The sequence below is a fragment of the Candidatus Aminicenantes bacterium genome (genome assembly GCA_011049425.1).
Taxonomy (GTDB): Bacteria; Acidobacteriota; Aminicenantia; order UBA2199; family UBA2199; genus UBA876.
The window spans coordinates 1-25681 of sequence record DSBM01000014.1 but is presented as its reverse complement, the minus strand read 5'-3'; the positions used below and the strand labels follow the sequence as shown (position 1 = coordinate 25681).

Sequence of the window (25681 nt, the reverse complement as noted above, 5' to 3'; positions counted from 1 at the left end):
TTTCTCCGGTTCGGGTAGAATAAGTGTAGAACAATATTGAGTTTTTCGAAAACTTGTGAGGTGACGCATGTACCATATCATTGAATCAGAGAAATCCTTTGAACAGGCGGCGGCGGATCTTGAAACCGCGGTCGAAAGAAATCAATTCGGGGTCCTGCATATTCATGACCTGGGAAACAGCTTCAGGAAGCGCGGCCTGGATTTCATTGAGGAATGCAGGGTGTTTGAAGTGTGCAGTCCCGTCCATGCGGCCGGGGTTCTGTCGGTGGACATGCGCCTGAACATGGCCTTGCCCTGCCGGATTTCCGTTTATACGGAGATGGGGAAAACCCGGATCGGTTTTATCCGTCCGCAACCCATGCTGGCGGCATTGTCCAAAGACCAGGATCTGGCCCGGGTCGCGGCGGAAGTGGAGTCTGCCATGTTGCGAATGGTGCAGGAGGCAGGAGGCCGGTAGTCGAAAGTCTAAAGTCGAAAGTAAAGGTTCTCTTCCATTTTTTGTGGGTTTGGGGATTGTTCTTAATTAAAAAAGGGAAAGGGTGCAGGAGAGTACCCTTTCGGGCACAAATCACCGCTCACCACTTCGGTTCAGACCCATTACGGTCTTCGACGTCTTAAGATGACCACGGTGGCTGTTTGGGATGGTGCCGCGGCCATCTTTCGTCTTCGGGGTGTACCCCTCAGCCGACCATCCTGTCTCAGACCACGGGTCCCCGGAACCTACGTTTACGTTCACTTATGCTTTATGCCCTGCGGGTACTCGTCTTAACAACGTCCCGCAGATGATCAATGCGCGTTTACCCACACAAAACGTAATAGATCCAAAGTAAATAACTTTTTAAACCTGCTCAACTTCTTCCCTATTCAACTCTCCAACTCCTCAACTTTCCAACTCTCCTCTAAAAAAAAAGCCCGGGCGTGGGGAATGCGCCCGGGCTGCATAATTGGTTGATCAGTAAGTGATGCTGTCGGTGGTTTCCACGTTGGCGGCGGGATCGTAGTCGTATACAGTGTGGGCCACGTCCGTAACCGTCACCGTAAACGGTCCGGATGACTTGACGTTGCCCGAGGTAAAGGACACCCGGCCGTCCGTTCCGGTCACGCCGCTGGCGCTGCCACTGACCACGCCGCTCCAGGAAACGGTAACCGTGGCATTAGAGATTGGTGAATTTCCGGCGTCCACAACCGTAACCACGGCTGTGGCGGCGTAGTTGCGACCGCGCTTTGTGATACTCATGGAAATATCCGCCACGTGCATGGTGGGATTGGGGCCGCCGGAAGACACCGTGACATCATGTATCACTGTGTCGGTGGCGCCTTCGTTGTCGGTAACGGTCAGGCCAACGGAGTATGTTCCCGCCGCGGCGTAGTTGTGTTCCGGATTTTGTGCGCTGGAAGTGGCGCCGTCGCCGAAGTTCCAGGCCCAGGCCTCCACGGTACCGTCGCTGTCGCTGCTGGCGTCGGTAAAGGTGACGTTCAGGTCGGCCACGGCAAAGGTAAAGGCCGCGGAAGGCGGCTGGTTTTCCGGTGTCGTAGATTCGACCGTGACGTTGTGAATAACCGTGTCGGTGGCGCCGTCGTTGTCGGTAACGGTCAGGCCAACGGAGTATGTTCCCGCCGCGGCGTAGTTGTGTTCCGGATTCTGTGCGCTGGAAGTGGCACCGTCGCCGAAATCCCAGGCCCAGGCTTCCACGGTACCGTCGCTGTCGCTGCTGGTGTCGGTAAAGGAGACGTTCAGGTCCGCCACGGAAAAGGTAAAGCCGGCGGATGGCGGCTGATTTTCCGGCGTAGAACCACCGGCCGCCAGTACCGCGGCATAGGCATCCACGCGACCGTGGCCGAAATAGGAGTCCCAGCCGGAGGCGCCGAGGTCTTTTGCGCTCGATTCCAGGATGGACCGTACCTGGCTGTTGGACAAGGATGGGTTGGCGGATTTCACCAGCGCGGCCACGCCGGCCACGTGAGGCGAAGCCATGGAGGTTCCGGCATAGAAGTAGTAGCCCTCACTGTTGCGGGAAAAGGTGTTCTGCAGGATCATGTCATCGTAACCGTCGCCGTTGTTGTCGCCGCTGTCGCCGCCTGGGGCGGAGATGTCGATGGTGGAGCCGTAGTTGGAATAGGAAGCCAGGGTGTCCAGGTAGGTGGTGGCGCTGACTGAAATCGAGTTGGTATAGGCCGCCGGATAGAAGGGGGTGCTGACACCGTCATTGCCTGCGGCGCAGACCACGACCACGCCCTGATTCCAGGCGTAGTTGACCGCGTCCTCGAGAATTTGCAGGCTGCTTGAGCCGCCCAGGCTGAGGTTGATCACGTGGGCGCCGTGGTCGGCGGCCCAGATGATGCCGTCGGCGATGTCATCGTACGTGCCGCTGCCGCGCTGGTTCAATACCTTGACGGCCATGATGGTGGCGTTGTAAGCGATTCCCGCCACGCCCACGCCGTTGTTGGTGGTCTGGGCAATGGTGCCGCAGACATGTGAGCCGTGACCTTCGTCATCGGTGGGATCCGTGTCGTTGTTGACGAAGTCATACCCCGCCGTGAACTGGGTTCCTGCCAGGTCTTCCAAGGTCTTTTTAACCCCGGTGTCGATTACGGCCACCACCACGCCGGAACCGGTAGACACGTCCCAGGCGGATTCCATGCCGATCTTGGTCATGTGCCACTGATACGGACTGTAGAGGGGATCGTTGGGAACATCGAACTTGTAGGCGTAGGCGTTCTGTTCAGCCACCACCACTCCGGGCTCGGCGTTCAGTTGTTTCAGGATCGCTTTCGGGTTCCCATGATGGTAAACCGAGAATTTTCCGGCTTTGCGACTGTCTCGTTTCTTGGTCAAGCCGTAGCGCTTCATCAAGGCGGATTTTCCCGCGTCCTTGACGGCCGCGTCGTAGATGACGACGACCTCGCCGGGTACCAGGGCGGGTTTTCCAGTGATCGTGGGCGCTTTCTGTACGTCGGCCGTCTGCAGACCCAGGGTGAATACCAGGGTGCAGACCGCCAGCCAAAGGGCTGTGTGTTTCATTAACTCCTCCGCATTTGGTTGGTTTTTCCCCACTTGAGATTGTTAATGAAAGTTAAAAAAATTTCAACATATTTTATTTAAATCAAATAATTTTTTTCTTTAGTGCGCTTACCCAATGTAAAAACTGAATTGCGTTGTGGTGCTTCACAATAATCCGGTGTTGACATTTGGATTGTCACGGCGAGAATGATAATGGTATTCTGACCATATTCGATGGGGGTATCATGAAGTTTAAGGTGTTTTCCAGCCAGAGTTTGGAAAAACTGGAAAACCGGGTCAACGAGTGGCTCAAAAAGGAAGAGGTGGAAGTGATGCACTCGGGGTTCCAGGTGATCGAGCGTTCTTTTCCCGGAGCCCGCAACCTGGTGGTGTATTACATCCACCTCTTCTACCGCTGATATCCAGACTGTCGAACAGCGTCGGGTAACGCGCTTTCAGGAGTTCGTCATGATTATTTCAGGGTTACCTTCAGGATATTTGAAAGGGTTTTCTGGAGACATTCCGCTTCAATAGAGGCGGGGGCGCTGCCCTGCCAAAGGGGCGGCCGGCCGCCGCCGCGGATGCCCAGGGGATCCAGGTGCAGTGCTTTCATTTCCTGGAAATTCATGCTGATTCCCGGCGGAACTCCCAGCGTCCAGGAGAGGCGGTCGGGCAGGTGATTCACCAGGGCAAAAGCGCAATTATCAGCGGCCAGCAGGGCCTTAACCAAACTTTTTTCCACATTAAGGGGCTCGTTATCCAGAATGCGGGTTACCATTTTCGTTTCCGCGACGGTTTCCGTGGCGGCCAGCATGTCACGAAATAAAAATTCCGCCAGGCGGCGTTCCAGCAGGCCCACACGGCCCCGCAGATCGGTGTTACCCTCCTGGAGGCGCCGAACCGATTCAGCCAGTTCTTTATCCCGGGTGGCCAAGTGTTTGCGCAGGTCACCCAGGATGCGGAGCCGTTCCTCCAGGTAAGCAACGGCCCGGTCACCAATCTGCCAGTGCGTGCGCACCTGGCCGCGGATGCGCTCCCAACCGGTGCATAGGGCCAGGCGCACCGGGCCGGTCGAGGACAGGTGGAGACCGCAGCAGCCCACGCAGTCGAAATCGCCGATGCGAACCAGGCGCACAACACTCGCCACCGGCGGTGGCTTGCGCAGGGTGAAGCGCGGCAGCTCTTCCGGGGCGGCTTCAACGGCACTCATGGGCATGTCTGCGGCAATCACCGCGTCTACGCGCCGCGTCACCCTTTCGAGCAGATTCTCCGCTATTTCTGAAGCACCCAGGTCGATGGTGGTTTCGTTTTCCCCCATGTGTACCGATTGGGTAACCAGGGAGGATTCTTTCCAGAAGGACGCTGAGATAATATGCTGGCCGGTATGCTGTTGCATGAAATCACGGCGGCGTGTGGCATTCACTTGGCCGCGGACGGTCCGACCCTTTGTGAGGGGCGCGGTAGTGAAATGAAGCACACGATCGCCTTCCTCCTGTACGTCTATAACAGGAATCGCGTCCAGGGAACCGTGGTCCGCGGGTTGGCCGCCGCCCTCCGGATAGAAGGCGGTCCGGTCCAGGATCACGCGCCAGTGAGGCCCCTTTCCTTCCACGGCTTCAACCCGGGCGTCGAATTCCAGCAGCAGGGGGTCGTCGCGGTAGAGTCTTAGGGTCATCTCATGCCTCCGCGATCCTTTTACCATAATACCGTCCGCCGCTCCAGGCGCCGGATCGACCTTACGCTGGAAGGGCGGTTGGATCCATGAAGGCATGGATTCCTGGAAGTCTTTTTATATTGAGCCTTTCCACAAAATGAAAAAACACCCCGTCACCTATTGTACCCGTTGTGGTTTGATCCTATAATTCCCGCGCAAAATCGTGATGCAGCCGTGCCCGTTCCGGTGTTGGGAAGAGCGGAACAGGAGGGTGCGAATCGCGGGAGACGGCATGGATGAAAAAAAGGACGTAGAGTCGAACAACTGCGAAGGTCTGGACATGCAGATCCTGGACGGTGCCGACGGCGACCTGCAACAGGTTCGTGACGAGGTAAGCGATCAGCATGAGGTCGCCGCCGATACGCAACTTGATGTGGAAGAGCGCCTAGAGGCTTACGAAGACATCGTCGACTCTCAGGTGGGAGACACCTCCATGGTGCGGGCGAGAAATATCGAACGCCGCGTGGGTTTGCGCCAGGTTTTCCTCAAGTTTGAAGGTGGCAATCCCACCGGCACTCAGAAAGACCGCATTGCCTTCGCCCAGGCAATGGACGCCATGCGACGCGGCTATGATGCCATAACCGTGGCCACCTGCGGTAATTACGGGGTCGCCATGGCTTTCGCCGCGCACCTGGCCGGGTTGCGTTGCATTGTCTTTCTGCCGGAACTTTATCACACCAAACGTTTGCGCGAGATTTCCGAACTGGGGGTTTGAGATCCTTGCCGCCGCGCGCCCGGATATCGTGGTTATGCAGCACGCTCCGGCCAGGAAGGATTATGACGGTTTTCCCGGATACCCAGTTCACGCGCTTCCGCGTCAGATCCAGGCGGTGGATGTCATCTCGGACCGCCCCGTGGTGGCGATCACGGTTAATCACGAAAACCTTTCCGTTTCCGAAACAATGGTTGCTTGTCGAACCATCCGTTCACAAACCGGACTGCCGGCCATGGATGTGTTGCGGGAGGGAGCCGGGGCGCTGGCGGATGTTGTTCTGGCGCATGCCAAACAGAAATGAGTGATTTGTCCACGCTGATCTGCTTTGATCGACTTGAGGTCGGTCCACCGCGATTGCGTGCCGACCGCCTGGAAGCAGAGTACCGGGTTTTCCCGTTCAACGGTGATTCCGAAGCCACTTCCCTGATATTTCGTTTTAGAGAGCCAGTCTTTGATGCATCTGATTCCCATGACCAGAATCTGGCGGCGATGATGGCAGCGCAGGTGGCGATCAATTACGGTCTTTTCTGCCGTTCCATTGTTTTTCGGGGCAATTACGACCGCAGCGATACGCGCTTTCTGCGGCAAATGACGGAAAATACCGCCCGCGAAATCCTGGTTAAGAAATTCCTGCAACCCAATCCTTTCCTGACTCCGCCCTGGAATGAGGTGGATGTGGCGCCGTGCAAAATGTTTAGTCAGGCAGAGTTGATATTTCCGGATGCAGCAAAAGTGGAAAACAAAAATGAGGCGAAGCATTGGACCATAGATACCAACGCCTGCCTGGTATTGTCCAGCGGCGGCAAGGACAGCCTGTTGAGTTTTGGACTGTTGCGGGAGATAGGGTGCCGGGTTCACCCCGTTTTCGGCAACGAGTCCGGGCGCCACTGGTTTACCGCGGTGAATGCGTATCGATATTTTCGTTCAGAAATCGCCCGGACAGCCCGGGTCTGGATCAATTCCGACCGCGTGTTTGCCTGGATGCTGCGCCGCATGCCCGGCATCCGCAAGGACTTCGCCGCGGTGCGGGCGGATGACTATCCCATCCGTTTGTGGACCGTTGCCGTTTTTCTTTTCGCCTCGCTGCCGTTGGCACGCAAACGGGGACTTGGCCGTATCGTGGTGGGCGATGAGTACGATACCACCATCCACGCCGTGCATCAGAAAATTCCTCACTATAACGGCCTGTATGACCAGAGTCGCTTTTTTGATGTTGCCCTGACCCGCTATTTCCAGGGCAAGGGTTGGGGGCTGGAGCAGTTTTCCATTCTGCGCTCCTTGTCGGAGATCCTGATTCAGAAGATCCTGGCACAACGATACCCGGAACTGTTCGCGCAACAGGTCTCCTGCCATGCGGCCCTGCAAGGAGAAGATGGCCGGGTCAGGCCGTGCGGGCGTTGCGAAAAGTGCAGGCGCATTATCGGCATGCTTGCCGCATTGGGAATTGATTCCAGCCAATTGGGCTATAGACCGGAACATGTGGAACGAGCCCTGAAGGAACTGCTGTCCCGGGGGGTGCACCAGGAAGTCGCCGGCGCCCGACATATGCTGTGGTTGTTGCAAAAGCGGGGTCTGGTGAAAATGAATCGCCCTCTCCGTCCGGTACCGGAGATCATGCACCTGCGTTTTGACGCGGCGCGGTCTCCTTTGGAAACAATCCCTCGCAGTTTGCGTGGCCCTTTATTCAGCCTGTACCTGCAACACGCGGACGGGGCCCTGAGACGGGAAAGCGGACGCTGGCTCGGATACGATCCACTTGAGGAAGCAGCGGATTCTTCCGCTTAACCTGTTTGGGATTCGTCGGCTGAACCGGGAACCCGTGTCTCAGGATGCTTCGGCCACCGCTTTTTTCAAGGCTTCTTCCAACAGCGAGATTGGGGGTTCCTTGATGAAGTTCTCGCGCATGAGCAGGTCGATCATATCGCGGGCCTGGCGGATATCTTTCATGGTGCGGTCAAACACCTGTTGACGCGTCATTTTCACCCGGGCTACGCCGCCCTGGATGGCGGCCATGGCGACCTCCGCTGCCTCGTTGGCGAACACTTCGGTTTCATCCATGGTGGGGATGATGTAGTCGGGATGGATGCCCTTCTTTACCGCGAAGTCCGCCAGCGCGTAGGCGGCGGCGATGGCCATCTCATCCGTGACTTTGCGGGCGCGTACGATCAGTGATCCCTTGAGGATGCCGGGAAATCCCAGCGAGTTGTTGACCTGATTGGCAAAATCTCCGCGACCCGTGGCGGTGATGTAGGCGCCAGCCTCCTTGGCCGCGTACGGGTAGATCTCCGGGACCGGGTTGGCACAGGTAAACACTATCGATTTTTCGCCCATGCTGGAAATCCATTCCGGTTTCACCACGTCCGGACCGGGTTGGCTCACCGCGATCAGCACGTCGGCGCCCTTCATTGCCCGGGCGATGCCATCCACGCGGTCCGGATTGGTGGTACTGCACAGTTCCCATTTGCGGTAGAAGCGGGGGTCGGCCTTGACGTCGTCCCGGCCGGTGTGGAGGGAACCCCGGGAGTCGAACATGATGACCTTTTCCGGATCCACGCCGGCGGCGATGATCAGCCGGGCGATGGTGGTGTTGGCCGCCCCGGCGCCGATCATGACCACCCGCACCTTGTCGGTGGGCTTGTCCACCACCCGCAGGGCGTTGATGAGCCCAGCCAGGGTCACGCAGCCAGTACCCTGGGCGTCGTCGTGCCATACCGGGATATCGCACTCTTCCCGCAATGTATCCAGTACGCGGAAGCAGTTGGGCTGGGAAATATCTTCCAGGTTGACGGCGCCGAAGCTGGGTTGCAGCATCTTGACGAAGTCGATGATCTTGTCGGCGTCGTGTTCGCCCTTGTCATTGTAACTGTCCACGCAAAGGGCCACGGCGTCTACACCGCCCAGGTATTTCATCAGATAGGCCTTGCCTTCCATGACCCCCAGTCCGCCGGGAGGCGTACAGTCCCCGTCGCCCAATACGCGGGTGGAATCCGATACCACGGCCACCAGGTTGCCCCGATTGCTGAGGCTGAACGAGAGGTCGTTATCGTCCCGGATACTGGTGGAGACCTTGGATACTCCAGGGGTGTACCACACGTTGAACCAGTTGAATCCGTACACGCCGGCCTTGGGTACGGTCACCATCTTGCCATTGTAGAAGGCGTGGGTCAACCTGGCCAGTTCTTTCAGGAATACCGTCTTGGCCCTGGCCGTCTGCGCGGGCGTGAAATGGTCCGGGAACATCTGGTCCAAGTTGGACAGAGACAAATCGATTTGCGACATTCTTCCCTCCAGTAATAAGAATATATCCAGTCTGGTTTTACTCTAGCCCGCTGCGGGTCGATTATCAAGTGGTTGATAAATTTTTTTGTCGGGTAGAAAAAAGTGCCGGCGATAGAGATGTGTCAGCTGGAGCGGCAGATGATTGAAAGAAAAGCGGGTTAGCTGAAAGCAGCCAACATGGCATCATGGATGCGGCCGTTGCTGGCCAGGCATTGAGGGCGGAAAGGATTGAAATTTTCGCCGCTGAAATCCGTGACGCGGCCGCCCGCTTCGGTTACCAGCAGGACGCCGGCAGCGGTGTCCCAGGCTTTCAAACCGTACTCCCAGAAAGCGTCAAAGCGTCCCGCGGCCACATAGGCCAGGTCGAGGGCCGCGGCTCCCCAACGGCGCACGTCCCGGGCGCGTGAAAGAAAATATTCGAATGGTTGCAGGTATTGACGGGTGTGTTCCTGACGGTCATAGGGAAACCCCGTTGCCAGCAGGCAATGTTTGACATGATCCCGTTTGGAGACGTTGATGCGATTACCGTTCAGGAATGTCCCCTGACCGGCCAGGGCGGAAAAGGTTTCGCCCAGAGCGGGAGCGAAAACCACCCCAACCTGGGGAATTTGGTTGTAAAGTATACCGATACTGATGGCGTAGACCGGCAAGCCGTGAGCGAAGTTGGTGGTGCCGTCCAGGGGGTCGATCACCCAGGTCCAGGCGGAATCGGAATCCCGTCCGCCGCCTTCCTCGGCAACCACGCCGTGCTCCGGGAATGCATTTGAAACGGAGGCCACGATCATCTCTTCGCTATCCGTATCCATGCGGGTTACCAGGTTTACGGCCCCCTTGAAATCCACATCCATTTCTCTTTCGCGGTGCGCTTCGATGTGGTTGCCGGCACAATGAGCTGCTTTCAGCGCCGTGTTTAAGATTTCACGCTTTATTTTTTCCATTCAATGCCATTCTAACATGAAAAACAGGTTCGGGATGCCGTATTACTTGAGGGTTTCGGTGCCGGGCGAGAAATCGCGGTCCAGGGCGAACTCGGAAAAATCCATGCCCCATTCGCCGTCCAGGATGAAACCCGCCATGTGGCGTCCCATGGCGGGTCCGAACATGAAACCATGTCCGCACATGCCCGAGGCTACAAACAGGTCGTCCAGGGGAGTCCGGTCCAGAACGGGGTTGCCGTCCGGGGTCATGGTGTAGCATCCCGCCCAGTGGCGCAGAATCGCGGCATTGCGCAGAGGAGGCACCAGGCGGCTCATGCGCCAGGCAACCTGAGGCAGAAACTCGAAGGAGACATCTTCGCGGATTCCGGGTACCGCAGGCACCGGCGTGTAACAGCCGATAATCTGGCCGCCGAGCATCTGTTGAAAATAGCAGCCGTCCGGGCGGTAGTCGACCAGCATGGGCTTAAGAAAGCGTGGCATGCGTTCCGTGATCATGGCCTCGTGTCGTTCCGGCGCCAGGGGCAGGTCGATTCCCAACGGCTTCGCCAATTCTCCAGTCCAGGGTCCCGCAGCCAGAAGCACCTGGGGCGCTTCCACCCGCGTGCCGTCTTCCAGCATCAGTTGGAAGCAAGCGGAATGTCGGATTTCGGTGACCGGGTTGTGCAAAAGGAAACGGCCGCCGGCTTTTTCGGTCAATGAACGATAGCCCTTGAGCACGGCGAAGGGAAACGCCTGACCGTCATCCGGACACCAGGCGCCGGCAACCAAACCCTCCGTGTTGAGTTGGGGCACAAGGTCGTGGATCTCTTGCGGATCCAAAAGCGAGACGTTGATGCCTTCGGCGCGTTGCACCTGGATGTTGGCGCGGAAGGTCGCCGCCATTTCATCGCTGTGGGCCAGCAAGAGATAACCTCCCTGGTTGAATTCCACGGAGTGGCCGAATTCAGCTTCCATCTCGGAGAAAAGTTGAATGCTCTCTTTCATCAGGCGGATGGAGGGCGGGGTGGAAAACTGGTGGCGGAGGCCGCCGATACAGCGGCCGGTTGAGCCGGATCCCATGAAGCTGCGGTCAATCACGGCCACATCCGCACCGCGGGCGGATAGGTAGCGGGCGGTCGCGGTACCGATGATGCCGGCTCCGATTACGGCCACATCACAGGTAACGGAGCTCATGATCCTTCCCCCTGGAAAAAAGCTCCCGCAGGTACAGGCTTTAACGGCGGTCGACGCGACCACTCTTTGATGTCCTGGACAGGAACCCCCAGATCCCGGGCCAGCATGGCGCGGATCAGTGAGCCGCAGGTACGACCCTGGCATGGGCCCATGCCGACTCGCAATACGCGTTTGAGTTCTTCCATGGATGTGGCTCCGTCGCGAATGGCGTCGAGAACCTCTTTCTCGGTAATATCTTCGCAACGGCAGATCACGATGCGTTCATTCATGTGGACCTCCGGAATCCCCTGACGGCAAGGATCAAGTCGGCATTCATTCGCAATGTGATCAACAGGGTGCGGTCGTGCTGTTTCAAGCGACGGATCTTTTCCACCACACCGCGTCCGACCTTTTTTCCCTGGCGGTCCAGAAGATCGACCTCTTCGCCTTCATCCGGAGGAGCCAATTCATAGGGCAGGGTGACCCAGCCGGTATCGCCTTTGCGGTGGGCCATGAAGATCGAAAGACCGGGACAGATTCCCAGGCAGATTCCACAACCCGTGCAGCGCTGGAAATCGATGTGGGGAATATGGTTGATATTTTCACCAACGGTTATGGCGCCTACCGGGCAGGCATCCTGGCAGGGGTTGCAGGGAATCTCCTGTCCGCACTCGGCGATGGCGACAAATCGTTTTTCCAGTCGTTCCAGCGGAGGGAAATCGATGGTGTCATCGGTGAAATATCCCAGTTTGGTGCATTCCATTGGGATTATGCCTCCTCCAGCAGGCGCTGGTTGCCCAGGCGGGCTTTTTCTCCGAACGGACCGTCGCGCATGACCGCCAATTCAGCCGCCTGTTCCTGGTGCAGGGAGTCCAACTCCGCTGACGGGCCCAGCAGGCGCTGGGCGGCGTGGATTCCGGCGATGCGACCTTCCATCATGGCCGCGGAAGCTTCTTCAATCCCGGCGACATCGCCCGCGACAAATACACCGGGAATGGATGTCTGCATAAATTCATCATGCCAGGCCACGTAGCCGCCCAATTCCGGGATCCAGCACATTCTCGCCTCGGCCTGGGACAGGAGTTCCACGGAAGGGGACAATCCGACGGCCAGACCCAGGGTGTCCACATCAAATCGCTTTTCGGTTCCCGCGATGGGTTGCCAGCGTGAATCCACGGCTTGAATCGCCACGCCTTTCAGGTGGCCGTTTCCCCAGGCTTTGGATACGGTATGTGCGGTGAGGATCGGTACGCCAAGGCGCAAAAGCTTGGCGGAGTGGACCAGGTAGGCGCCTACCCGGGGGAGGCCTTCGCACACCGCCGCCACCTGTACGCCCGCCTGCATGAGTTGGTAGGCCACAATCACGCCGATATTGCCGGCTCCCACCATGAGCACCCTGCGTCCCGGAATAATTCCGTACACATTCATCAGGGTCTGGATGGCGCCGGCACCGTAGACCCCCGGAAGGTCGTTCCCCGGAAAAGAGATCATCTTTTCCGAAGCGCCGGTGGCAACCAGGATGTTGCGGGCGCGGATCCGCAGGTAACTTCCGTTTCGTACCACCCCCAATTCCTTTTGCGGAAAGTAGCCGATAACCGAGGAAGAGGTCCAGATGTCCGCGCCGGCTTCCCGGGCTTCGCGGATCAGGATGGCGGCGATGTCCACACCCCGCACGCCCGCATAGTGGGAGCGGCTGCCGAAGAACTTGTGGGTCTGCTTGATGAGTTGGCCGCCCACCAGGTAGTTTTCCTCAACCACGATTGACCGCAAGCCGAACCGGCCCGCATAAACGGCAGCGGAGAGGCCGGCCGGTCCACCACCAACAATGGCCAAATCCGTTTCAACGGTTTCGGGTTCATGGAATCGGGGAGTGGTGATGTCCGGATCAGCCGGGGCGGCATCTCTAACTGACTGCCGGCGTACCCGCATGCCCCGGCGCACGGGTTCGATGCAGGTGCGAACATTGGGAATCCCGTTTACCTCCATAACGCAGGCGGCACATTTGCCGATGGCGCAAAACAAGCCACGAGGAGACTGAGTCCGAACACTGTGGGAAAGGGTTGTCACGCCGGCGGCATGCAGGGCGGCGGCAATGGGTTCACCTTCAAACGCCGGGATTTCGCGGCCTTCAAAGTCGATGGTCAAGCGCCGGCCGCGATGAAATTCAAGGATGGGATGTTGCTCCAATCTCATGTTGACTCCTCTATGCGGACAATCCCGTTCATCCACACTTTAGCATATCCAAATATTCGCATCAAGCGGCAATTATCTAAAGAATGTCGGAAATCGGTTGATTTGGTTTGACTTTCCCATTTTCTTGCAGTACTATTTACTAAATGTCAAGCATGGAGAGAATGCCCGGTTATGTACTGACCCCGCGTGAACGCCAGGTTCTATACCATCTCAGCCTTTGCGGCCGTGCCTCCTTAACTGACTTGGGCCGCCAGGTGGGGCTCAGCAAGCAGGCGGTCAGCTACATCCTGAACCGTTTGGAAACTACCAAAGTGATTTCCAGCTATTACGCGGTAATCGACATTTACCGCTTGGGCATGACCCACTACCGCGTCTTTCTCAAGCTGCATAAAATCAAGCCCTATGAAGAAGAGGAGCTGCGCCGTTATCTGGCGGATCATCCCGATGTATCCTGGGTATTGTACCTGGAGGGCGACTACGACCTTTTCTTTGTGTCCTGGAGCCGAAATATCATCCAGTTTCAATCCGTGCTCGACGACGTGATTTCCCGATTCGGCAATTTTGTTCAAGAGAAATCGTTCTCTGTAGCCACCCACATCGAATACTTGCCCTATGGATTTTTGCTGGATCCGCCTGCACCTCCGGACAGGTCCCTGAATTTCGGGAAAAAGCATTCCACATACGATTTGAGCGATACGGACCGCCGCTTGCTGTTGAGTCTGAACCAGGACGGCCGCGCCACCCAGAAAATCCTGGCCGCGCAATTGCGGCTCTCGCCATCTACCGTGCGCAATCGCATTCAGAAGCTGGAGGATCTGGGGATCATTAGCGGCTACAACGTGCGTATCGATTTTGCCCGCGTGGGCTATATGTACCAGAAAGTGCTCCTGAAACTAACCGATACCTCAGCGACAACCCTGGAGCGAATCCGCACATACCTCAAGGACCAGCCCGGTGTGATCTACTTGTTGCGAACCATCGGCCCTTATGACTTCGAGTTTGAATTGATCACCCGATCCGGCGAGACTGGTTATGACATCATCAAGGACCTGCGTTTGCATTTCCCCCATGCCGTCCACTCCGCAGGTGTCACCATTATCAAGGGCGAGCCCAAGTTCGAAGCACTCCATCTGGATGTCTCCCCTTCCTGAAGCGGCCTGCCTGCAGTCTCATTTTTCGTGCCTGGTGGACGGAGTCGGGTTCAACCGGATTGCATCCCGGGGTACAACGTCATCCGCATTCCAGCGTCAAACGGTTCTAATCAGTGGTCGTTCCGCTTTTTCTCAACAGCCTTTTCAACCGCTTTTTCAATCCGTTCATCCAGGCCTTCCAGCGATTCGAGCGCTTGTTCAATGGTTTTATCCAGGTTCAGATGCTTGAGTTTTTCCAATTCTTTGCCCATGCTTTCCAACTTGGCCGGAAGTGTGTCCAATTCCTTTTCCACTCTCTCAAGAACACCGGGCACTTGTTTCAGTTCATGATTCATTGCCTTTAGCTGCGCGGGCAGGTTGGCCAATTCCACGCGAACCTTTTCCAACTGTCCGGGAATTTCAGCCAGGGCCTTCCGGATTGCATCCAATTCAATCTTTCTGAGTTTCTCTAATTGTTGACGCAACTCAGTCAGATCGATATCAAAATCCGAATCTTGCATATCGATCATTTTGGATTGCTTTTTCACCTCGTCTGCCTGGGAGTGGTTTTCTTGAAAGCTTGCCGCCAAAAGTGTGCCGGCAAGCAGAAACAACACCGCTAGTAAAGCAATCAGTCTGCGGTTGTTCATGGTTCCTCCTGAATTCACCTAATAAGACGATCCGGGTGGAACCAAGGTTTCACCGTCGAGATTGCAAATCGAATGAATTCACATTTTGCGCAGTAATGGCTTGGGTTTGGTGACGGTCACCTTGATGCTGTCGGTGTTGTTGGCCGGGTTGGAATCACGGACGCCGCGGCTGGTTGCGTAAGGTCCCGGGGATACTTGCACACTGATAGTGGTCTCTCCGAGCTGGGTCGGTGTCCAGGAAAAACTGAAGGGAACAACCAGGCTTTCAATGTGGTGAATTGTGGTGGAGTACACTTTTTGCGGGGGATTTCCTTTGACCTTGACCACGCCGACGATGGTGACGTCGCGGATGGCACCCGTGGCGCCGCGGAACTTTCCTGAAATGGTGAGGGCTCTACCGGCGGGAACGAGGAGTTTGGCCCCCACGGGTCTTAACCCCGGCATTTTGTTTAGTTTCAGACTCAGGTCATAACGCTCTTCGCTGGTTGAAATGGCTACGCCGGTTACGGCCAACTCCCAGCGATTGTCGCCTTCGTTGGATTCAGTTATGGTGTTGTCCGGATCCACATGGATGTAAATTCGACTTGAACCTTCGGGGACTTCCCAGGTGAAATCAACGGTCTCATTGTCACCCGGGTTCATCACCGCCAGTGTGCGGTCCAACAACACGGCGCCACCGACTACGCCGCCGGTCACGCGCACGTTCCGGGACGTTGCAGTTTCCCCGTATACCCGAGCTGCAAAGCGATAATACAACCCCGCCTTGACGCGGCTGGGATCCGTGCCGCTGAAGGATGTGTTCCGCAGAGCCAGGTTGGGTTGACTGCATTCCAGTCCCGGATCGGTCATGACGTTGTCGTCCTCGTTGCTTTCCGCAACGGCACTGTCACAATCCGCTACAACCTCAACGGGAACACCGCAGACAGCGGTCCAAATAAATTCTCCGCTGTCTTCGCCGCCGTTGACCAGTTCCGCGACGGCGTTGCGGTCCACAATGGTCCCCCCCACGCGCAAGCCCACCTGAAATGGCCCGGCGCTGACACTGGAGTCGTTGACAAGGCGGTACTTGATGGTTACCGTGTCGCCGGCGGTAAAAGTGCTGGGAAGAAATGTATAACTCCAACCAATGGCGCGCATGCTCTCACAGCGGATGTTGGGCAAAGTCTCATCAGGCGGCAATGCTTTCAGGGAAGCCGCCATTGCAAACAAAATCAGTACACTCATTGTGATCGAAACGATTTTCATTTGATTCCCTCCGGCATCACGACATAGTGATGCATCTTTCATATATGTTAAATATGAATTTCTGGCGATAATCTCAGTTTCCCAATAGAGAATGGCCGGCAACCGATTTGACGGATTTGGGGGTATGATTTGCCAAGATTATTGGATTGTTAAGCAGAAGAAGTTTTGGGTCGCGGCAGCTGAAACGAGGGCAGTAAGAATTTTTATCTGCGGCAGGTGTTCAACGGGAGTTGCAACCGGCGAAACACCTGCCGCGGGGACTGATCTCTATTCTCCCGCCATGATGGCGGCCACGTCGGCATCCACTTCGGCTGTGGGACGAATATTGAAACGCTCCACCAGCACTTTGGTTACATTGGGGGAAAGGAACGCGGGCAGGGTAGGGCCCAGCCGGATCTTTTTAAATCCCAGGGCCAGGAGGGCCAGCAGAACGGTAATGGCTTTCTGTTCATACCAGGCGATGTCAAAAGAGAGGGGCAGCTCGTTGACGTCTTCCAGTTCAAATACCTCTTTGAGCTTGAGGGCGATCACGGCCAGTGAGTAGGAGTCGTTGCATTGACCGGCGTCCAATACCCTGGGAATGCCTCCGATGTCGCCCAGTTGCAGCTTGTTGTAGCGGTACTTGGCGCAGCCGGCGGTGAGGATCACGGCGTCGGCGGGAAGTTTTTCGGCCACCCGGGTAAAGTACTCACGGGATTTGTGGCGGCCGTCACATCCGGCCATCACCACGAAGCGTTTGATGGCGCCGCTCTTGACGGCTTCAACCACTTTTTCAGCCAGGGCGATGACCTGGTGATGGGCGAATCCGCCGATGATGGTTCCGGTTTCGATTTCTTTCGGTGGCGGACAGGACTTGGCCAGTTGAATGAGCGCCGAAAAATCCTTGGGCTTGCCGTCCTTGCGGTCGGGGATATGGGGAATGCCGGGATATCCCGCCATGCCGGTAGTGAAAATACGTTCCCGGTAGGCGTCTTGTACGGGAGTGATGCAATTGGTGGTCATGAGGATGGGGCCGTTGAAAGAAGCGAACTCATCCTTCTGCCGCCACCAGGCGTTGCCATAGTTGCCGGCGAAGTGGCTGTACTTTTTAAAAGCGGGGTAGTAGTTGGCCGGCAACATCTCGCTATGGGTGTATACATCGATGCCGGTGGCTTCGGTTTGTTGCAGCAAATCCTCCATGTCTCGCAAGTCGTGACCGGAAATCAGGATGCCGGGATTGTTGCGTACCCCGATGTGGACTTCGGTGATTTCCGGATGGCCGTAGGTGGCGGTATTTGCCTTATCCAGTAAGGCCATGGCGGCCACCGCGGTTTCCCCCGTCTTGATGACCAGGTTCGTAAGCGTTGCCGCATCCAGGTCGCGGGTGGTATCCGCCAGGGCTTTGAAAGCAAAACGGTAGATTCCCTCATCCTCATGTCCCAGAATTGCGGCGTGGTCCGTATAGGCGCTGAGTCCTTTGAGGCCCAGGATGGTTAATTCACGCAGGGAACGGATATCTTCATCTTTGGTCGCCAGAACGCCGACTTCCGCGCCCTTGGCGATCAAATCATCCAGGTTATCGCCCGTCCAGTTTACCGCATCGTGGCCGGGAATATCCTTTTTGGAAAGAGCGGACTTCAGACTGTCACGGATGTTCAGGCCTTCCTGGATCAGGGTGACGAAACGTTGGTTGTCGAAGTTGGCATTGGTTATGGTGGCGAACAAGGCCCGGGTAATGAAACGACCGGCTTCAAGATCAAAGGCTTTTTCACCCAGTAAGGCGATGCCGCGACAGGTGTAGATTAAAGTATCCTGCAGGCCCGCGGTATCCGGCTGCTTGCCGCAGACTCCGACACGGGTGCAGCCCTTGTTCCCAACCGTTTCCTGGCATTGATAGCAAAACATTTCCATTGAATCCTCCTTTATATGCATGGTGATGATAGTATGGAACCTGGCCCTTTTCCGTAACATCGGTTACAATTTCAGTCTGTTTCCGGAGATCCGCGATGATGGTGGAAGAGCAATCCAGCTTGACGGAATGCGCGTTGTTTCAAAGCCTGGATCCGGGGCGGTTGACCTCATTGCTGGGGCGGGTGCGTTATGGGAGGCGTCAATACGCACTGGGAGAAACCGTGGTCCGCAGCGGAGAAGCCTGCGATCACCTGAGGATAGTGCTGTCCGGCATGCTGCGCTCAGAGATGACCGATGAAAACGGCCAGGTGGTTGAAGTGGAGATGCTGGCACCTTCGCGCTGCGTGGCTCCGGGGTTCCTTTTCGGTCGTGATCGCCGTTTTCCCGTGGAAGTGAAGGCTCATCAGGATTCAAGCCTTTTCATTATGGAACGGGGTTCACTGATTGCGCTTTTTCGCCTGGATGATACGATTTTAGAGAATTTTCTGGATATAGTGAGCTCACAGGTGCAGTTTCTGGCCCGGAGACTGGAAGAAATGGCATTTGGAACCATACGCAAAAAAATCCTGGATTATCTGCATGACTTGTCCCGGGAAAAAGATGGATATTGCAGGCTTGATCGCAACCTGGAGGAGTTGAGCGGGTTTTTCGGGGTTGCGCGCCCCTCCCTCTCCCGGGTGCTGGGTCAACTCGAACGGGAAGGTTTCATCCAGAGAAAGGGCCGGGGTCGATACCGGCTTGTTTCTCTAGATAAGGCACAATAACACCTATTGTCAGTAGCGCAGCAACGCCGCCGCCCCGGTTTCGGCGGGCATGGTATCGCCCGGTACAACCAGGACTTCGGCGCCGGTGTTCAGGGCAAGCATGACCAGGTCATCCAGGATGTCGTCTGTTGCCGGATCGTCAAGGCTGCCGAAAACGATCTTGCCGTTGACAGGATCGATATTTCCAGGAATCAGTTTTTCAGCTTCCACCAACAGGGTGCCCACGCGCCCGGCCACAACCGCTGCCGCGATATCTTCCAGGGCATCCACACCTCGTCCCTGCGATCTGGCTTCATTGAAGCGGCCGGCCAGAGTGGACAGGCGTGACCTGAAGTGGGGCTCCATAATCTGCCAGGCGCGTTTGCGCAGCTCCTCCGTGTTTAAGGAATCCGGGTGAGTGTCAACACCCTGTTCCAGGAGGTGTGGGTTGTGGCTGATGCGATTGAATATGGCGCGATGTTCCGGTAGAGTCGCGAGGATCAGGGGCAACCCCGATGGCTGCGAATGGTGCTTGAGGATTCCTTTGTCGACTTTGCGGAAGAAACGTTCCGTGTCCAGGTCCACTTCGGCTTTGCGCCCACCGTGACCGTGATGCATCGGCGATTGCGTGTTTCCGGATCCCCCGTAAGAGGCAACCGTCAAATGGGGTTCAGTGACTTCTTTTCCCAAGGCGTCGATCATTGTACGGGGAATTTCACCGGCCGTGGGGATTTCGTCCAAAGCGTCACGGTTTCCTTCATAGAGCCGAATCTGTTTGCGGGTGATTCCGAGTACGTGGTAGCTATCCCGGGTTTGCAGCAGGCGGAGCAGGGGTTTGATGTGAAAACTGTCCGCCGCGACCGCCAATTCCTGTACATGGCGTTGAAGCTTGTATACACGGAAGATGTTCTTGTTTCCCAGAACGGCAAGTCCATCCAGGGTATTGGACCACAATTCCTGATCGGCAGACAACGCCGTAAACGGATCCAACAAGGCATCGGTCTCACGTTTGCCATATTTTTGCCGCAATGAAGCTTCCAGCGTTTTGACCAGATTGCGATAGCGAATCGGGTCCTGCCGATTCTGGGGCGGGTGGCGATGGGTCGGCTGAAACAATGATAAGCAAGGAGCTTCGTGGGAATCCAGAATTCCCAGCGCTAAATCCGTTCTAAAGTTGATCACGGTGAACCTCCCCATTTGTGCGTAAAGCGGAATTATCATTGGCGGCCGAAACACCAGGCCGCCGCTTTTCCACTCCAGTAACAATATACTTTGTCAGCAATGGATATTCAACCGCGTCATTCGTGCTTGTGGTACACTTTGGCAACGATCTTCCAACCGTCATCGAAGCGGTAGAGCAGCAGGTAGTCGGTAAAGATCAATTTGTTTGCTATTGAGAAATGGACTTTGACTACGGCGGTATCGTTGGTGATGTCCACCAGCGGGAAAGAGAACTCCGCCTTGTCTTTTCTGGGCAGCCGGCCCGCTTTTACTTTCTCTTCCGTGGATTGGATCCAGTTGTAGATGGGAAGTTTCTCCAGCATGTTGTCGCGCTTGATCAGCAGGTTGAATCCGGGATGGAATCCCCGCAGCACTGCTTCCGTGTCACCGTTGTTGATCAGGCCCTCCTGGTAGGCCGAGATGATGGTCTGTTTAATGGCTTCTTGTTCGCCGGCTGTTTCCGCGGTCAACGGCAGTCCCAGCAGTAACGCAATCAGGGCGAGAGAAAAAACGGTTTTCATAACTTGCCTCCTTTATAGATACGGGAATGGTACGCATTGAAGAGTCTCAGGGTTCATGTCAGACCCGTGAAGATCTCTGTTGGATTTGTCTTGGGATTGGGCAAGATCATTTGGTTTGAAGCGATTTGAGATTCTACCACATTGTGGCTTTCCTTCACGTTGACGGAAAAAGCAGGGCAGTGTAGAATGGGGTTGTTCTCCGAGCCTCGCGGCTGCGGCCGGTACAGGCCATGCCGTTGGGGCCGACAGGGTCGGTGGAGAAATCCTCCGGCCTCCCGGAAGGCGGCTCAAAACCGCCGTGGAAAGGAGAATCGGCCCGGTCCTCCTTTTCCTGTAAAGGAGATGCGTATGCGAATTTGGCGATTGCTGGCGGCGGTCCCGCTGCTGCTTGGGCTATCCTGCTCGAAAAGCGAAATCACCACCATGCATGTGCTTCATGCCGGTTCCTTATCCGTACCTTTCCGTGAAGCGGCCGCGGCCTTTATGGCGGAGAATCCCGGCATCAAAGTCCGGCTTGAAGCGCACGGCAGCCGTACAGCGGCCCGCCAGATCAGCGATCTGGGGCGGCAAGCCGAAGTAATGGCTTCGGCGGATTCACAGGTGATCCGCAACCTGTTGATTCCCGAACACGCGCATTGGTGTATCGATTTCGCCACCAACGAGATGGTGATCATGTATCGCGAAGACAGCCGCTACAGCCGCGAAATCAACGCGGATAACTGGTACCGGATCCTGTTGCGTGAAGGGGTGCAATACGGTCACTCGGATCCAAACGCCGACCCCTGCGGTTACCGAACCGTTATGACATGGCAATTGGCTGCGCGTTACTATGCAATAAAAGATCCGCTGGCAAGGAATCTGGACGAAAAACTTCGTGCCGCAATGCCGTTACGCAATCTGCGACCGAAAGAAGTTGACCTGATCGCCATGTTGGAAGCAGGAGAACTGGATTATATATTTATCTATCGCAGTGTGGCCGAACAGCATCGCGCCCCCTTCCTGATCCTGCCGGATGAAATCAACCTGAAATCGCCCCATCAGGCCCAGCGATACGCAACCGTCTCTGTACGCCTGAGCGGAAATGCTCCGGGAGAATGGATTGAAATGCGTGGCACACCGATGGTCTATGGAGTGACTTTGCCACGCAATGCTGAACATCCCGCACTGGGAGTTAGATTCATTGCCTTTCTGTTGGGAAAAGAAGGGCGGCGCATTATGAGTCGAAACGGCCAGTCTTCTATTTCGCCGCCCCGGGTTGACTACCCGGAACGATTGCCCCGAAAGTTGGCGGAATTACTGGCAAGCGGAGAGTAATCCACAGTGAAAACGTGTGCCGGGAATGCTCGCAGGTTTTTTGTGGGAGTCTTTTCCGTTTTTGGCTTTGCCCTGGTGCTTTTGATTGCGGTGCCGCTATTGCGCATGCTCCTGACGGTGGATGCAAGCGAGTTGTCCCGGACAGCCGCGGATAGCGAAGTGCGTTCCGCCATTATGCTGACTTTGCGTGCATCCCTGTGGGCGACCCTGGCCGCACTGGTGATGGGAATCCCCCTGGCATGGATTCTGGCCAGGCGCAATTTCCCCGGTAGGCGTGTTCTGGAAGGCATTATTGATCTTCCCGTGATCATTCCGCATACGGCAGCCGGAATCGCGCTTTTGTCTGTTTGGGGGAGGCAATCCTTTTTTCACCGGGTTAGCGGAATATCTGTGGTGGGCACGGAAGCCGGCATTTCCCTGGCCATGTTTTTTGTTTCGGTGCCTTTTCTTGTAAACGCGGCAAAGAGCGGTTTCCGGATGGTGGACGAGCGCTATGAAAAAACCGCACGCAGCCTGGGTGCGGGACCCTGGAAAACCTTTTTCTCTGTCAGCTTGCCCATGGTGCGCAAATCCATTCTTTCGGGTTCCATTATGATGTTGGGTCGAGGCATATCGGAATTCGGAGCGGTGGTCATCCTGGCATATCATCCCATGACGGCGCCGGTCATGATTTTTGAACGCTTTCAGAATTTCGGCTTGAAATACGCATTGCCGGTCACCGTGCTGTTGATTCTGATCAGCCTGGTGGTTTTTATCAGCTTGAGGCTGGTGGAGGAACGGCGCCGATGATCCGCATGCAAGGGGTTACGCGCAACCTGGGCGGGTTTTCCCTGCAAGATATTGATCTTTGCGTCGAGGAAGGGGAGTTTTTTGTGCTTATGGGGCCGTCGGGAGCGGGAAAAACCTTGCTGCTTGAGTTGATGGCCGGGCTCGCCTCTCCGGATTCCGGGCGGGTAAACGGTGTGGATGACCGGGCGCTGGGCTTTATTTACCAGGATTACATGCTCTTTCCTCACATGGATGTATTTAAAAATATCGCGTACGGCTTGAAAGTACGGAAAATAGATAAAAAGGAAATCCGCGAACGGGTACACGGTTTGGCTGAAGAATTGCACCTGTTGCACCTATTGCGGCGGGATGTACGCACCCTTTCCGGTGGAGAAAAACAGCGCGTGGCCATTGCCCGGGCACTGGCGATCCGGCCCCGATTGTTGCTGCTGGACGAGCCCACCGCGGCGTTGGATCGCGCCAACCGCTTGCGAACCCAGAAACTGTTGCGCAGGCTTCACAGCCTGACCGGTGCGACATTTGTGCAGGTGACCCACGATTTTGAAGAGGCCTTGAGCCTGGCGGACCGCGTAGCGTTGATGATGGATGGACGTTTGATTCAAACGGGTCCACCAGACGAGATCCTGACCCGCCCCGCCAGTCGGGAAGTCGCCGACTTCATGGGTTACCGCAACATCTTTTCGGGCCCGGTGCGCGGGGGCAAGATGCGCGTGGGCAATTGGGATATTCAGGTGCCGCTACAGGAATCGGAATTCGCCTATGCCGCGATTCGCGCAGAGGATATCCTGGTATCGCGAAGCGTCCTTGATTCATCCGCCCGCAACCATGTCAAGGGCCGCATCAGTGCGGTTATGGGCAACTCCGCCGGTGCGGAGGTCCTGGTTGACGCTGGAGTGGAGCTTGTAGTGGGAATTACCCGTACCAGCCTGGATGAAATGGGGATACGGGTGGGCGATGAGGTGATTCTCACACTTAAGGTCTCGGCCATCCGTTGTTTTGAACATTAGAGGATAAAGAACATGATTGGATTAAAAGACGCCCTGTCGATATTGGATCAAGCCGAACTGCAGCCTGATGTAGAGTCTGTACCTTTGAGCCGGTCCTATGGCCGCATCCTGGCCGAAGATCTGGTTTCAGCCATTGAGATGCCGCCGTTTGACAAGGCGGCAATGGACGGGTACGCAATCAACTCTAGAGACAAATCCCAGCAGTTCAGGGTAACGGGAGTCGTGGCCGCGGGAGACTTTCCCGAAAGAGCCGTTGGCGCCGGCGAAGCCGTGCGCATCATGACCGGGGCTCCTGTTCCCAAGGGAGCGGACCAGGTGGTGGTGCGGGAAGTCAGCGAGGAGCGGGGTGGAAATGTTTATTTTTCCAGCCGTAACGCGGCCCGCAATATCTGCCGGCAGGGAGAAGATGTCAAGCCGGGTGATCTTATCCTGGCACGGGGAACGCGCATGGGCCCGGCGGAAACCGCCGTGGCCGCGGCGATCGGGCGGGGACGTCTCCAGGTTTTTCGTATTCCCCGCGTAGGAATCCTGGTAACGGGATCAGAGATTGTTTCCCCGGGAGGGTCTTTAAAGCCCGGGCAGATCTTTGACTCCAACAGTACATCCATCCGGACTCATTTGCGCCAGATGGGGGTTGACGCGGTATTTGCACGCCGGGTGGAAGATGATCCGCAATGCATTCGCAACGCCTTGCGCAACGCCCTGGAGGAGTCCGACCTGGTGATCTTGTCCGGAGGTGTTTCCATGGGTGATTTTGATTACGTGCCCGATGCGCTCGAGTCGCTGGGCGTACGTTTGCATTTCACCCGCGTCACCATCAAACCGGGCAAGCCCACGGTTTTCGGCAGTCATGAAAAGGGCTTTGTGTTCGGTTTGCCGGGGAACCCGGTATCCGCTTTTGTGGTGTTTGAGATTATGATCCGCCCGTTCCTGTATCGCATGATGGGCCATGTGTATCGCCCCAGAACAGTTGCGGTGCCCATGGCCGATACCTGGCGAAGGAGCAAAGTGAGGCGCACGACCTTCCTGCCGGTACGGCTGGAAAGTGGCCGGGCGGTGATTCCCGACTACCATGGATCAGCCCATATTTTTGCCTTGCCCGGAGCGGACGGGTTGCTGGAAATCCCCGCTGGAGTGAAACAATTATCTGCCAAGGAGGAAGTCTATGTTCGACTCCTGGGGTCGTGATATTCATTACCTGCGCATATCCGTAACGGATCGTTGCAACCTGCGTTGCCGCTACTGCATGCCGGAATCCGGTATTCAATTGAAAAGGCATACCGAGATTCTCTCGTATGAAAAAATGGCGAGGGTCGCCGCAGCCGCTGCCGATATGGGCTTCTGGAAGATACGTCTTACCGGGGGTGAACCCCTGGTAAGACGTGGTGTCGTTGACCTGGTCGCAATGTTGCGGGCCATTCCCAAGGTCCGTGAAATCGCCATGACCACCAACGGCGTACTGTTGGACCGATATGCCGATGATTTGCAGCGGGCCGGCTTGGATCGCCTCAACATCTCTGTGGACAGCATCGATCCGCGGCGGTACCGGATGATTACCCGCGTCGGGGATTTGAGCCGCGTGCTCGGGGGCATCCGGGCGGCGGAATCCGCGGGGTTTCAAAACACAAAAATCAACATGGTTGTCATGCAGGATACGACCGAGGCGGAGATACGGGCGTTGGATCGTTTCTGCCGCGAAAGGAATATGAGATTGCAGCGCATTCACCATTACAATCTGGGCGACCACAATTCCATCCCGGTATCCAACCCGGCTGAACGGCCTTTGCCCTGTAACCGTTGCAACCGCATCCGCCTGACCGCGGACGGATTTTTGAAACCCTGCCTGTTTTCCGACCAGATGATCCCGGTGGACTTCCAGGATATCCGGGCTTGCATCCAAAGGGCGATTCGTGACAAACCCCCTGCCGGAACGTCCTGTCATGCCGTGGGCAATTGGCAGATCGGCGGGTAAGCAGGAGAAAGTCGAAAGTGAAAAGATAAAAGTGGAAAGTGAAAAGTGAAAAGTAAAAGACAGGTGACAGGTGTCAGGTATCAGGAGACAGGACAACCAAGTGAAAAGTGAAAAGTAGAGTGGGCAAGTGGCAAGTGGCAAGAGGCGAGGGATATTCAGTCGAAAGTCTACACTCGAAAGTGAAAACTTTTCAAACCTTTTTAACTT

General features: G+C 56.3%; 24 protein-coding genes and 1 riboswitch. Of the genes, 11 read left to right on the top strand and 13 right to left on the bottom strand.

Annotated features, from left to right (window positions below):
• Positions 1 to 67: 67 nt before the first annotated feature.
• Positions 68 to 457: a DUF302 domain-containing protein gene (locus ENN40_01185; protein ID HDP93956.1), complete on the top strand. Its 390-nt coding sequence runs from the start codon at positions 68 to 70 to the stop codon at positions 455 to 457.
• A gap of 495 nt (positions 458 to 952) precedes the next feature.
• Here the strand turns inward: ENN40_01185 and ENN40_01180 are convergent, their stop codons facing one another.
• Both ENN40_01180 and ENN40_01175 read right to left on the bottom strand, forming a co-directional pair.
• On the bottom strand, positions 953 to 3022 hold the full coding sequence (locus tag ENN40_01180; protein ID HDP93955.1) for a PKD domain-containing protein: 2070 nt from the start codon (positions 3020 to 3022) through the stop codon (positions 953 to 955).
• 451 nt (positions 3023 to 3473) lie between these two features.
• Positions 3474 to 4772: an alanyl-tRNA editing protein gene (locus ENN40_01175; protein HDP93954.1), complete on the bottom strand. Its 1299-nt coding sequence runs from the start codon at positions 4770 to 4772 to the stop codon at positions 3474 to 3476.
• A gap of 223 nt (positions 4773 to 4995) precedes the next feature.
• On the opposite strand from ENN40_01175, the gene ENN40_01170 reads away from it, so the two are divergent.
• Genes ENN40_01170 through ENN40_01160 form a run of 3 tightly spaced genes read left to right on the top strand, consistent with a single transcriptional unit; the run spans position 4996 to position 7215 of the window.
• A complete protein-coding gene (locus tag ENN40_01170) occupies positions 4996 to 5430 on the top strand; it encodes a pyridoxal-phosphate dependent enzyme (GenBank protein HDP93953.1) in 435 nt (144 codons plus the stop codon).
• A 34-nt stretch (positions 5431 to 5464) separates the two neighbouring features.
• On the top strand, positions 5465 to 5731 hold the full coding sequence (locus ENN40_01165; protein ID HDP93952.1) for a DUF1611 domain-containing protein: 267 nt from the start codon (positions 5465 to 5467) through the stop codon (positions 5729 to 5731).
• Positions 5728 to 7215, top strand: coding sequence for a hypothetical protein (locus ENN40_01160; GenBank protein HDP93951.1), 1488 nt, complete (start codon positions 5728 to 5730; stop codon positions 7213 to 7215). The genes ENN40_01165 and ENN40_01160 overlap by 4 nt, the downstream gene beginning before the upstream one ends.
• 39 nt (positions 7216 to 7254) lie before the next feature.
• On the opposite strand, the gene ENN40_01155 is transcribed toward ENN40_01160, so the two are convergent.
• The 6 genes from ENN40_01155 to ENN40_01130 all read right to left on the bottom strand — a co-directional run bounded on the left by ENN40_01155 (position 7255) and on the right by ENN40_01130 (position 12992).
• On the bottom strand, positions 7255 to 8709 hold the full coding sequence (locus tag ENN40_01155) for an NADP-dependent malic enzyme (GenBank protein ID HDP93950.1): 1455 nt from the start codon (positions 8707 to 8709) through the stop codon (positions 7255 to 7257).
• A gap of 158 nt (positions 8710 to 8867) precedes the next feature.
• Positions 8868 to 9647: an inositol monophosphatase gene (locus tag ENN40_01150; GenBank protein ID HDP93949.1), complete on the bottom strand. Its 780-nt coding sequence runs from the start codon at positions 9645 to 9647 to the stop codon at positions 8868 to 8870.
• A gap of 42 nt (positions 9648 to 9689) precedes the next feature.
• Positions 9690 to 10820, bottom strand: coding sequence for an FAD-binding oxidoreductase (locus tag ENN40_01145; protein ID HDP93948.1), 1131 nt, complete (start codon positions 10818 to 10820; stop codon positions 9690 to 9692).
• Positions 10817 to 11089: a (2Fe-2S)-binding protein gene (locus ENN40_01140; protein HDP93947.1), complete on the bottom strand. Its 273-nt coding sequence runs from the start codon at positions 11087 to 11089 to the stop codon at positions 10817 to 10819. The genes ENN40_01145 and ENN40_01140 overlap by 4 nt, the downstream gene beginning before the upstream one ends.
• On the bottom strand, positions 11086 to 11562 hold the full coding sequence (locus tag ENN40_01135) for a 4Fe-4S dicluster domain-containing protein (GenBank protein HDP93946.1): 477 nt from the start codon (positions 11560 to 11562) through the stop codon (positions 11086 to 11088). Before ENN40_01135 ends, ENN40_01140 begins: the two co-directional genes overlap by 4 nt.
• 5 nt (positions 11563 to 11567) lie before the next feature.
• Positions 11568 to 12992 (bottom strand): FAD-dependent oxidoreductase, encoded by a 1425-nt coding sequence (locus ENN40_01130; protein HDP93945.1) that lies wholly within the window; start codon positions 12990 to 12992, stop codon positions 11568 to 11570.
• A gap of 143 nt (positions 12993 to 13135) precedes the next feature.
• Here ENN40_01130 and ENN40_01125 point away from each other — a divergent pair, with 143 nt between their 5' ends.
• Complete coding sequence (locus tag ENN40_01125) at positions 13136 to 14143, top strand: Lrp/AsnC family transcriptional regulator (protein ID HDP93944.1); 1008 nt, start codon at positions 13136 to 13138, stop codon at positions 14141 to 14143.
• Positions 14144 to 14253: 110 nt separating this feature from the next.
• On the opposite strand, the gene ENN40_01120 is transcribed toward ENN40_01125, so the two are convergent.
• The 3 genes from ENN40_01120 to ENN40_01110 all read right to left on the bottom strand — a co-directional run bounded on the left by ENN40_01120 (position 14254) and on the right by ENN40_01110 (position 17907).
• Positions 14254 to 14772 carry a hypothetical protein gene (locus ENN40_01120; GenBank protein HDP93943.1) on the bottom strand — a complete coding sequence of 173 codons (519 nt, stop codon included), beginning with the start codon at positions 14770 to 14772 and terminating at the stop codon, positions 14254 to 14256.
• Positions 14773 to 14850: 78 nt separating this feature from the next.
• Entirely contained in the window at positions 14851 to 16059 is a 1209-nt protein-coding gene (locus ENN40_01115; protein HDP93942.1) for a hypothetical protein, read from the bottom strand.
• A gap of 225 nt (positions 16060 to 16284) precedes the next feature.
• Entirely contained in the window at positions 16285 to 17907 is a 1623-nt protein-coding gene (locus ENN40_01110; GenBank protein HDP93941.1) for a hydroxylamine reductase, read from the bottom strand.
• Between the two features lie 95 nt (positions 17908 to 18002).
• On the opposite strand from ENN40_01110, the gene ENN40_01105 reads away from it, so the two are divergent.
• On the top strand, positions 18003 to 18671 hold the full coding sequence (locus ENN40_01105; protein HDP93940.1) for a Crp/Fnr family transcriptional regulator: 669 nt from the start codon (positions 18003 to 18005) through the stop codon (positions 18669 to 18671).
• A 9-nt stretch (positions 18672 to 18680) separates the two neighbouring features.
• On the opposite strand, the gene ENN40_01100 is transcribed toward ENN40_01105, so the two are convergent.
• On the bottom strand, positions 18681 to 19847 hold the full coding sequence (locus ENN40_01100) for a hypothetical protein (protein HDP93939.1): 1167 nt from the start codon (positions 19845 to 19847) through the stop codon (positions 18681 to 18683).
• A gap of 101 nt (positions 19848 to 19948) precedes the next feature.
• The gene (locus ENN40_01095; protein HDP93938.1) at positions 19949 to 20392 is read right to left on the bottom strand and encodes a hypothetical protein; all 444 of its coding nucleotides are present in this window, start codon (positions 20390 to 20392) and stop codon (positions 19949 to 19951) included.
• Positions 20393 to 20577: 185 nt separating this feature from the next.
• Positions 20578 to 20717: riboswitch (molybdenum cofactor riboswitch) on the top strand.
• A gap of 23 nt (positions 20718 to 20740) precedes the next feature.
• Here ENN40_01095 and wtpA point away from each other — a divergent pair.
• The 5 genes from wtpA (at position 20741) to ENN40_01070 (ending at position 25474) form a co-directional block, all read left to right on the top strand.
• The gene (wtpA, locus tag ENN40_01090) at positions 20741 to 21706 is read left to right on the top strand and encodes a tungstate ABC transporter substrate-binding protein WtpA (protein ID HDP93937.1); all 966 of its coding nucleotides are present in this window, start codon (positions 20741 to 20743) and stop codon (positions 21704 to 21706) included.
• A 105-nt stretch (positions 21707 to 21811) separates the two neighbouring features.
• A complete protein-coding gene (locus ENN40_01085) occupies positions 21812 to 22495 on the top strand; it encodes an ABC transporter permease subunit (GenBank protein ID HDP93936.1) in 684 nt (227 codons plus the stop codon).
• Complete coding sequence (locus tag ENN40_01080) at positions 22492 to 23502, top strand: ATP-binding cassette domain-containing protein (GenBank protein HDP93935.1); 1011 nt, start codon at positions 22492 to 22494, stop codon at positions 23500 to 23502. The genes ENN40_01085 and ENN40_01080 overlap by 4 nt, the downstream gene beginning before the upstream one ends.
• Before the next feature lie 12 nt (positions 23503 to 23514).
• Positions 23515 to 24690, top strand: coding sequence for a molybdopterin molybdenumtransferase MoeA (locus ENN40_01075; protein ID HDP93934.1), 1176 nt, complete (start codon positions 23515 to 23517; stop codon positions 24688 to 24690).
• Positions 24668 to 25474, top strand: coding sequence for a radical SAM protein (locus ENN40_01070; GenBank protein ID HDP93933.1), 807 nt, complete (start codon positions 24668 to 24670; stop codon positions 25472 to 25474). Before ENN40_01075 ends, ENN40_01070 begins: the two co-directional genes overlap by 23 nt.
• Positions 25475 to 25681: the final 207 nt, after the last annotated feature.

What these genes read in the sequence shown, in the direction of transcription:
- ENN40_01185 (HDP93956.1), top strand. Translation starts at nt 68, where the DNA reads ATGTACCATATCATTGAATCAGAGAAATCCTTTGAACAGGCGGCGGCG.
- ENN40_01180 (HDP93955.1), bottom strand. Translation starts at nt 3,022, where the DNA reads ATGAAACACACAGCCCTTTGGCTGGCGGTCTGCACCCTGGTATTCACC.
- ENN40_01175 (HDP93954.1), bottom strand. Translation starts at nt 4,772, where the DNA reads ATGCCTTCATGGATCCAACCGCCCTTCCAGCGTAAGGTCGATCCGGCG.
- ENN40_01170 (HDP93953.1), top strand. Translation starts at nt 4,996, where the DNA reads ATGCAGATCCTGGACGGTGCCGACGGCGACCTGCAACAGGTTCGTGAC.
- ENN40_01165 (HDP93952.1), top strand. Translation starts at nt 5,465, where the DNA reads ATGCAGCACGCTCCGGCCAGGAAGGATTATGACGGTTTTCCCGGATAC.
- ENN40_01160 (HDP93951.1), top strand. Translation starts at nt 5,728, where the DNA reads ATGAGTGATTTGTCCACGCTGATCTGCTTTGATCGACTTGAGGTCGGT.
- ENN40_01155 (HDP93950.1), bottom strand. Translation starts at nt 8,709, where the DNA reads ATGTCGCAAATCGATTTGTCTCTGTCCAACTTGGACCAGATGTTCCCG.
- ENN40_01150 (HDP93949.1), bottom strand. Translation starts at nt 9,647, where the DNA reads ATGGAAAAAATAAAGCGTGAAATCTTAAACACGGCGCTGAAAGCAGCT.
- ENN40_01145 (HDP93948.1), bottom strand. Translation starts at nt 10,820, where the DNA reads ATGAGCTCCGTTACCTGTGATGTGGCCGTAATCGGAGCCGGCATCATC.
- ENN40_01140 (HDP93947.1), bottom strand. Translation starts at nt 11,089, where the DNA reads ATGAATGAACGCATCGTGATCTGCCGTTGCGAAGATATTACCGAGAAA.
- ENN40_01135 (HDP93946.1), bottom strand. Translation starts at nt 11,562, where the DNA reads ATGGAATGCACCAAACTGGGATATTTCACCGATGACACCATCGATTTC.
- ENN40_01130 (HDP93945.1), bottom strand. Translation starts at nt 12,992, where the DNA reads ATGAGATTGGAGCAACATCCCATCCTTGAATTTCATCGCGGCCGGCGC.
- ENN40_01125 (HDP93944.1), top strand. Translation starts at nt 13,136, where the DNA reads ATGTCAAGCATGGAGAGAATGCCCGGTTATGTACTGACCCCGCGTGAA.
- ENN40_01120 (HDP93943.1), bottom strand. Translation starts at nt 14,772, where the DNA reads ATGAACAACCGCAGACTGATTGCTTTACTAGCGGTGTTGTTTCTGCTT.
- ENN40_01115 (HDP93942.1), bottom strand. Translation starts at nt 16,059, where the DNA reads ATGAAAGATGCATCACTATGTCGTGATGCCGGAGGGAATCAAATGAAA.
- ENN40_01110 (HDP93941.1), bottom strand. Translation starts at nt 17,907, where the DNA reads ATGGAAATGTTTTGCTATCAATGCCAGGAAACGGTTGGGAACAAGGGC.
- ENN40_01105 (HDP93940.1), top strand. Translation starts at nt 18,003, where the DNA reads ATGATGGTGGAAGAGCAATCCAGCTTGACGGAATGCGCGTTGTTTCAA.
- ENN40_01100 (HDP93939.1), bottom strand. Translation starts at nt 19,847, where the DNA reads ATGGGGAGGTTCACCGTGATCAACTTTAGAACGGATTTAGCGCTGGGA.
- ENN40_01095 (HDP93938.1), bottom strand. Translation starts at nt 20,392, where the DNA reads ATGAAAACCGTTTTTTCTCTCGCCCTGATTGCGTTACTGCTGGGACTG.
- wtpA (HDP93937.1), top strand. Translation starts at nt 20,741, where the DNA reads ATGCGAATTTGGCGATTGCTGGCGGCGGTCCCGCTGCTGCTTGGGCTA.
- ENN40_01085 (HDP93936.1), top strand. Translation starts at nt 21,812, where the DNA reads ATGCTCCTGACGGTGGATGCAAGCGAGTTGTCCCGGACAGCCGCGGAT.
- ENN40_01080 (HDP93935.1), top strand. Translation starts at nt 22,492, where the DNA reads ATGATCCGCATGCAAGGGGTTACGCGCAACCTGGGCGGGTTTTCCCTG.
- ENN40_01075 (HDP93934.1), top strand. Translation starts at nt 23,515, where the DNA reads ATGATTGGATTAAAAGACGCCCTGTCGATATTGGATCAAGCCGAACTG.
- ENN40_01070 (HDP93933.1), top strand. Translation starts at nt 24,668, where the DNA reads ATGTTCGACTCCTGGGGTCGTGATATTCATTACCTGCGCATATCCGTA.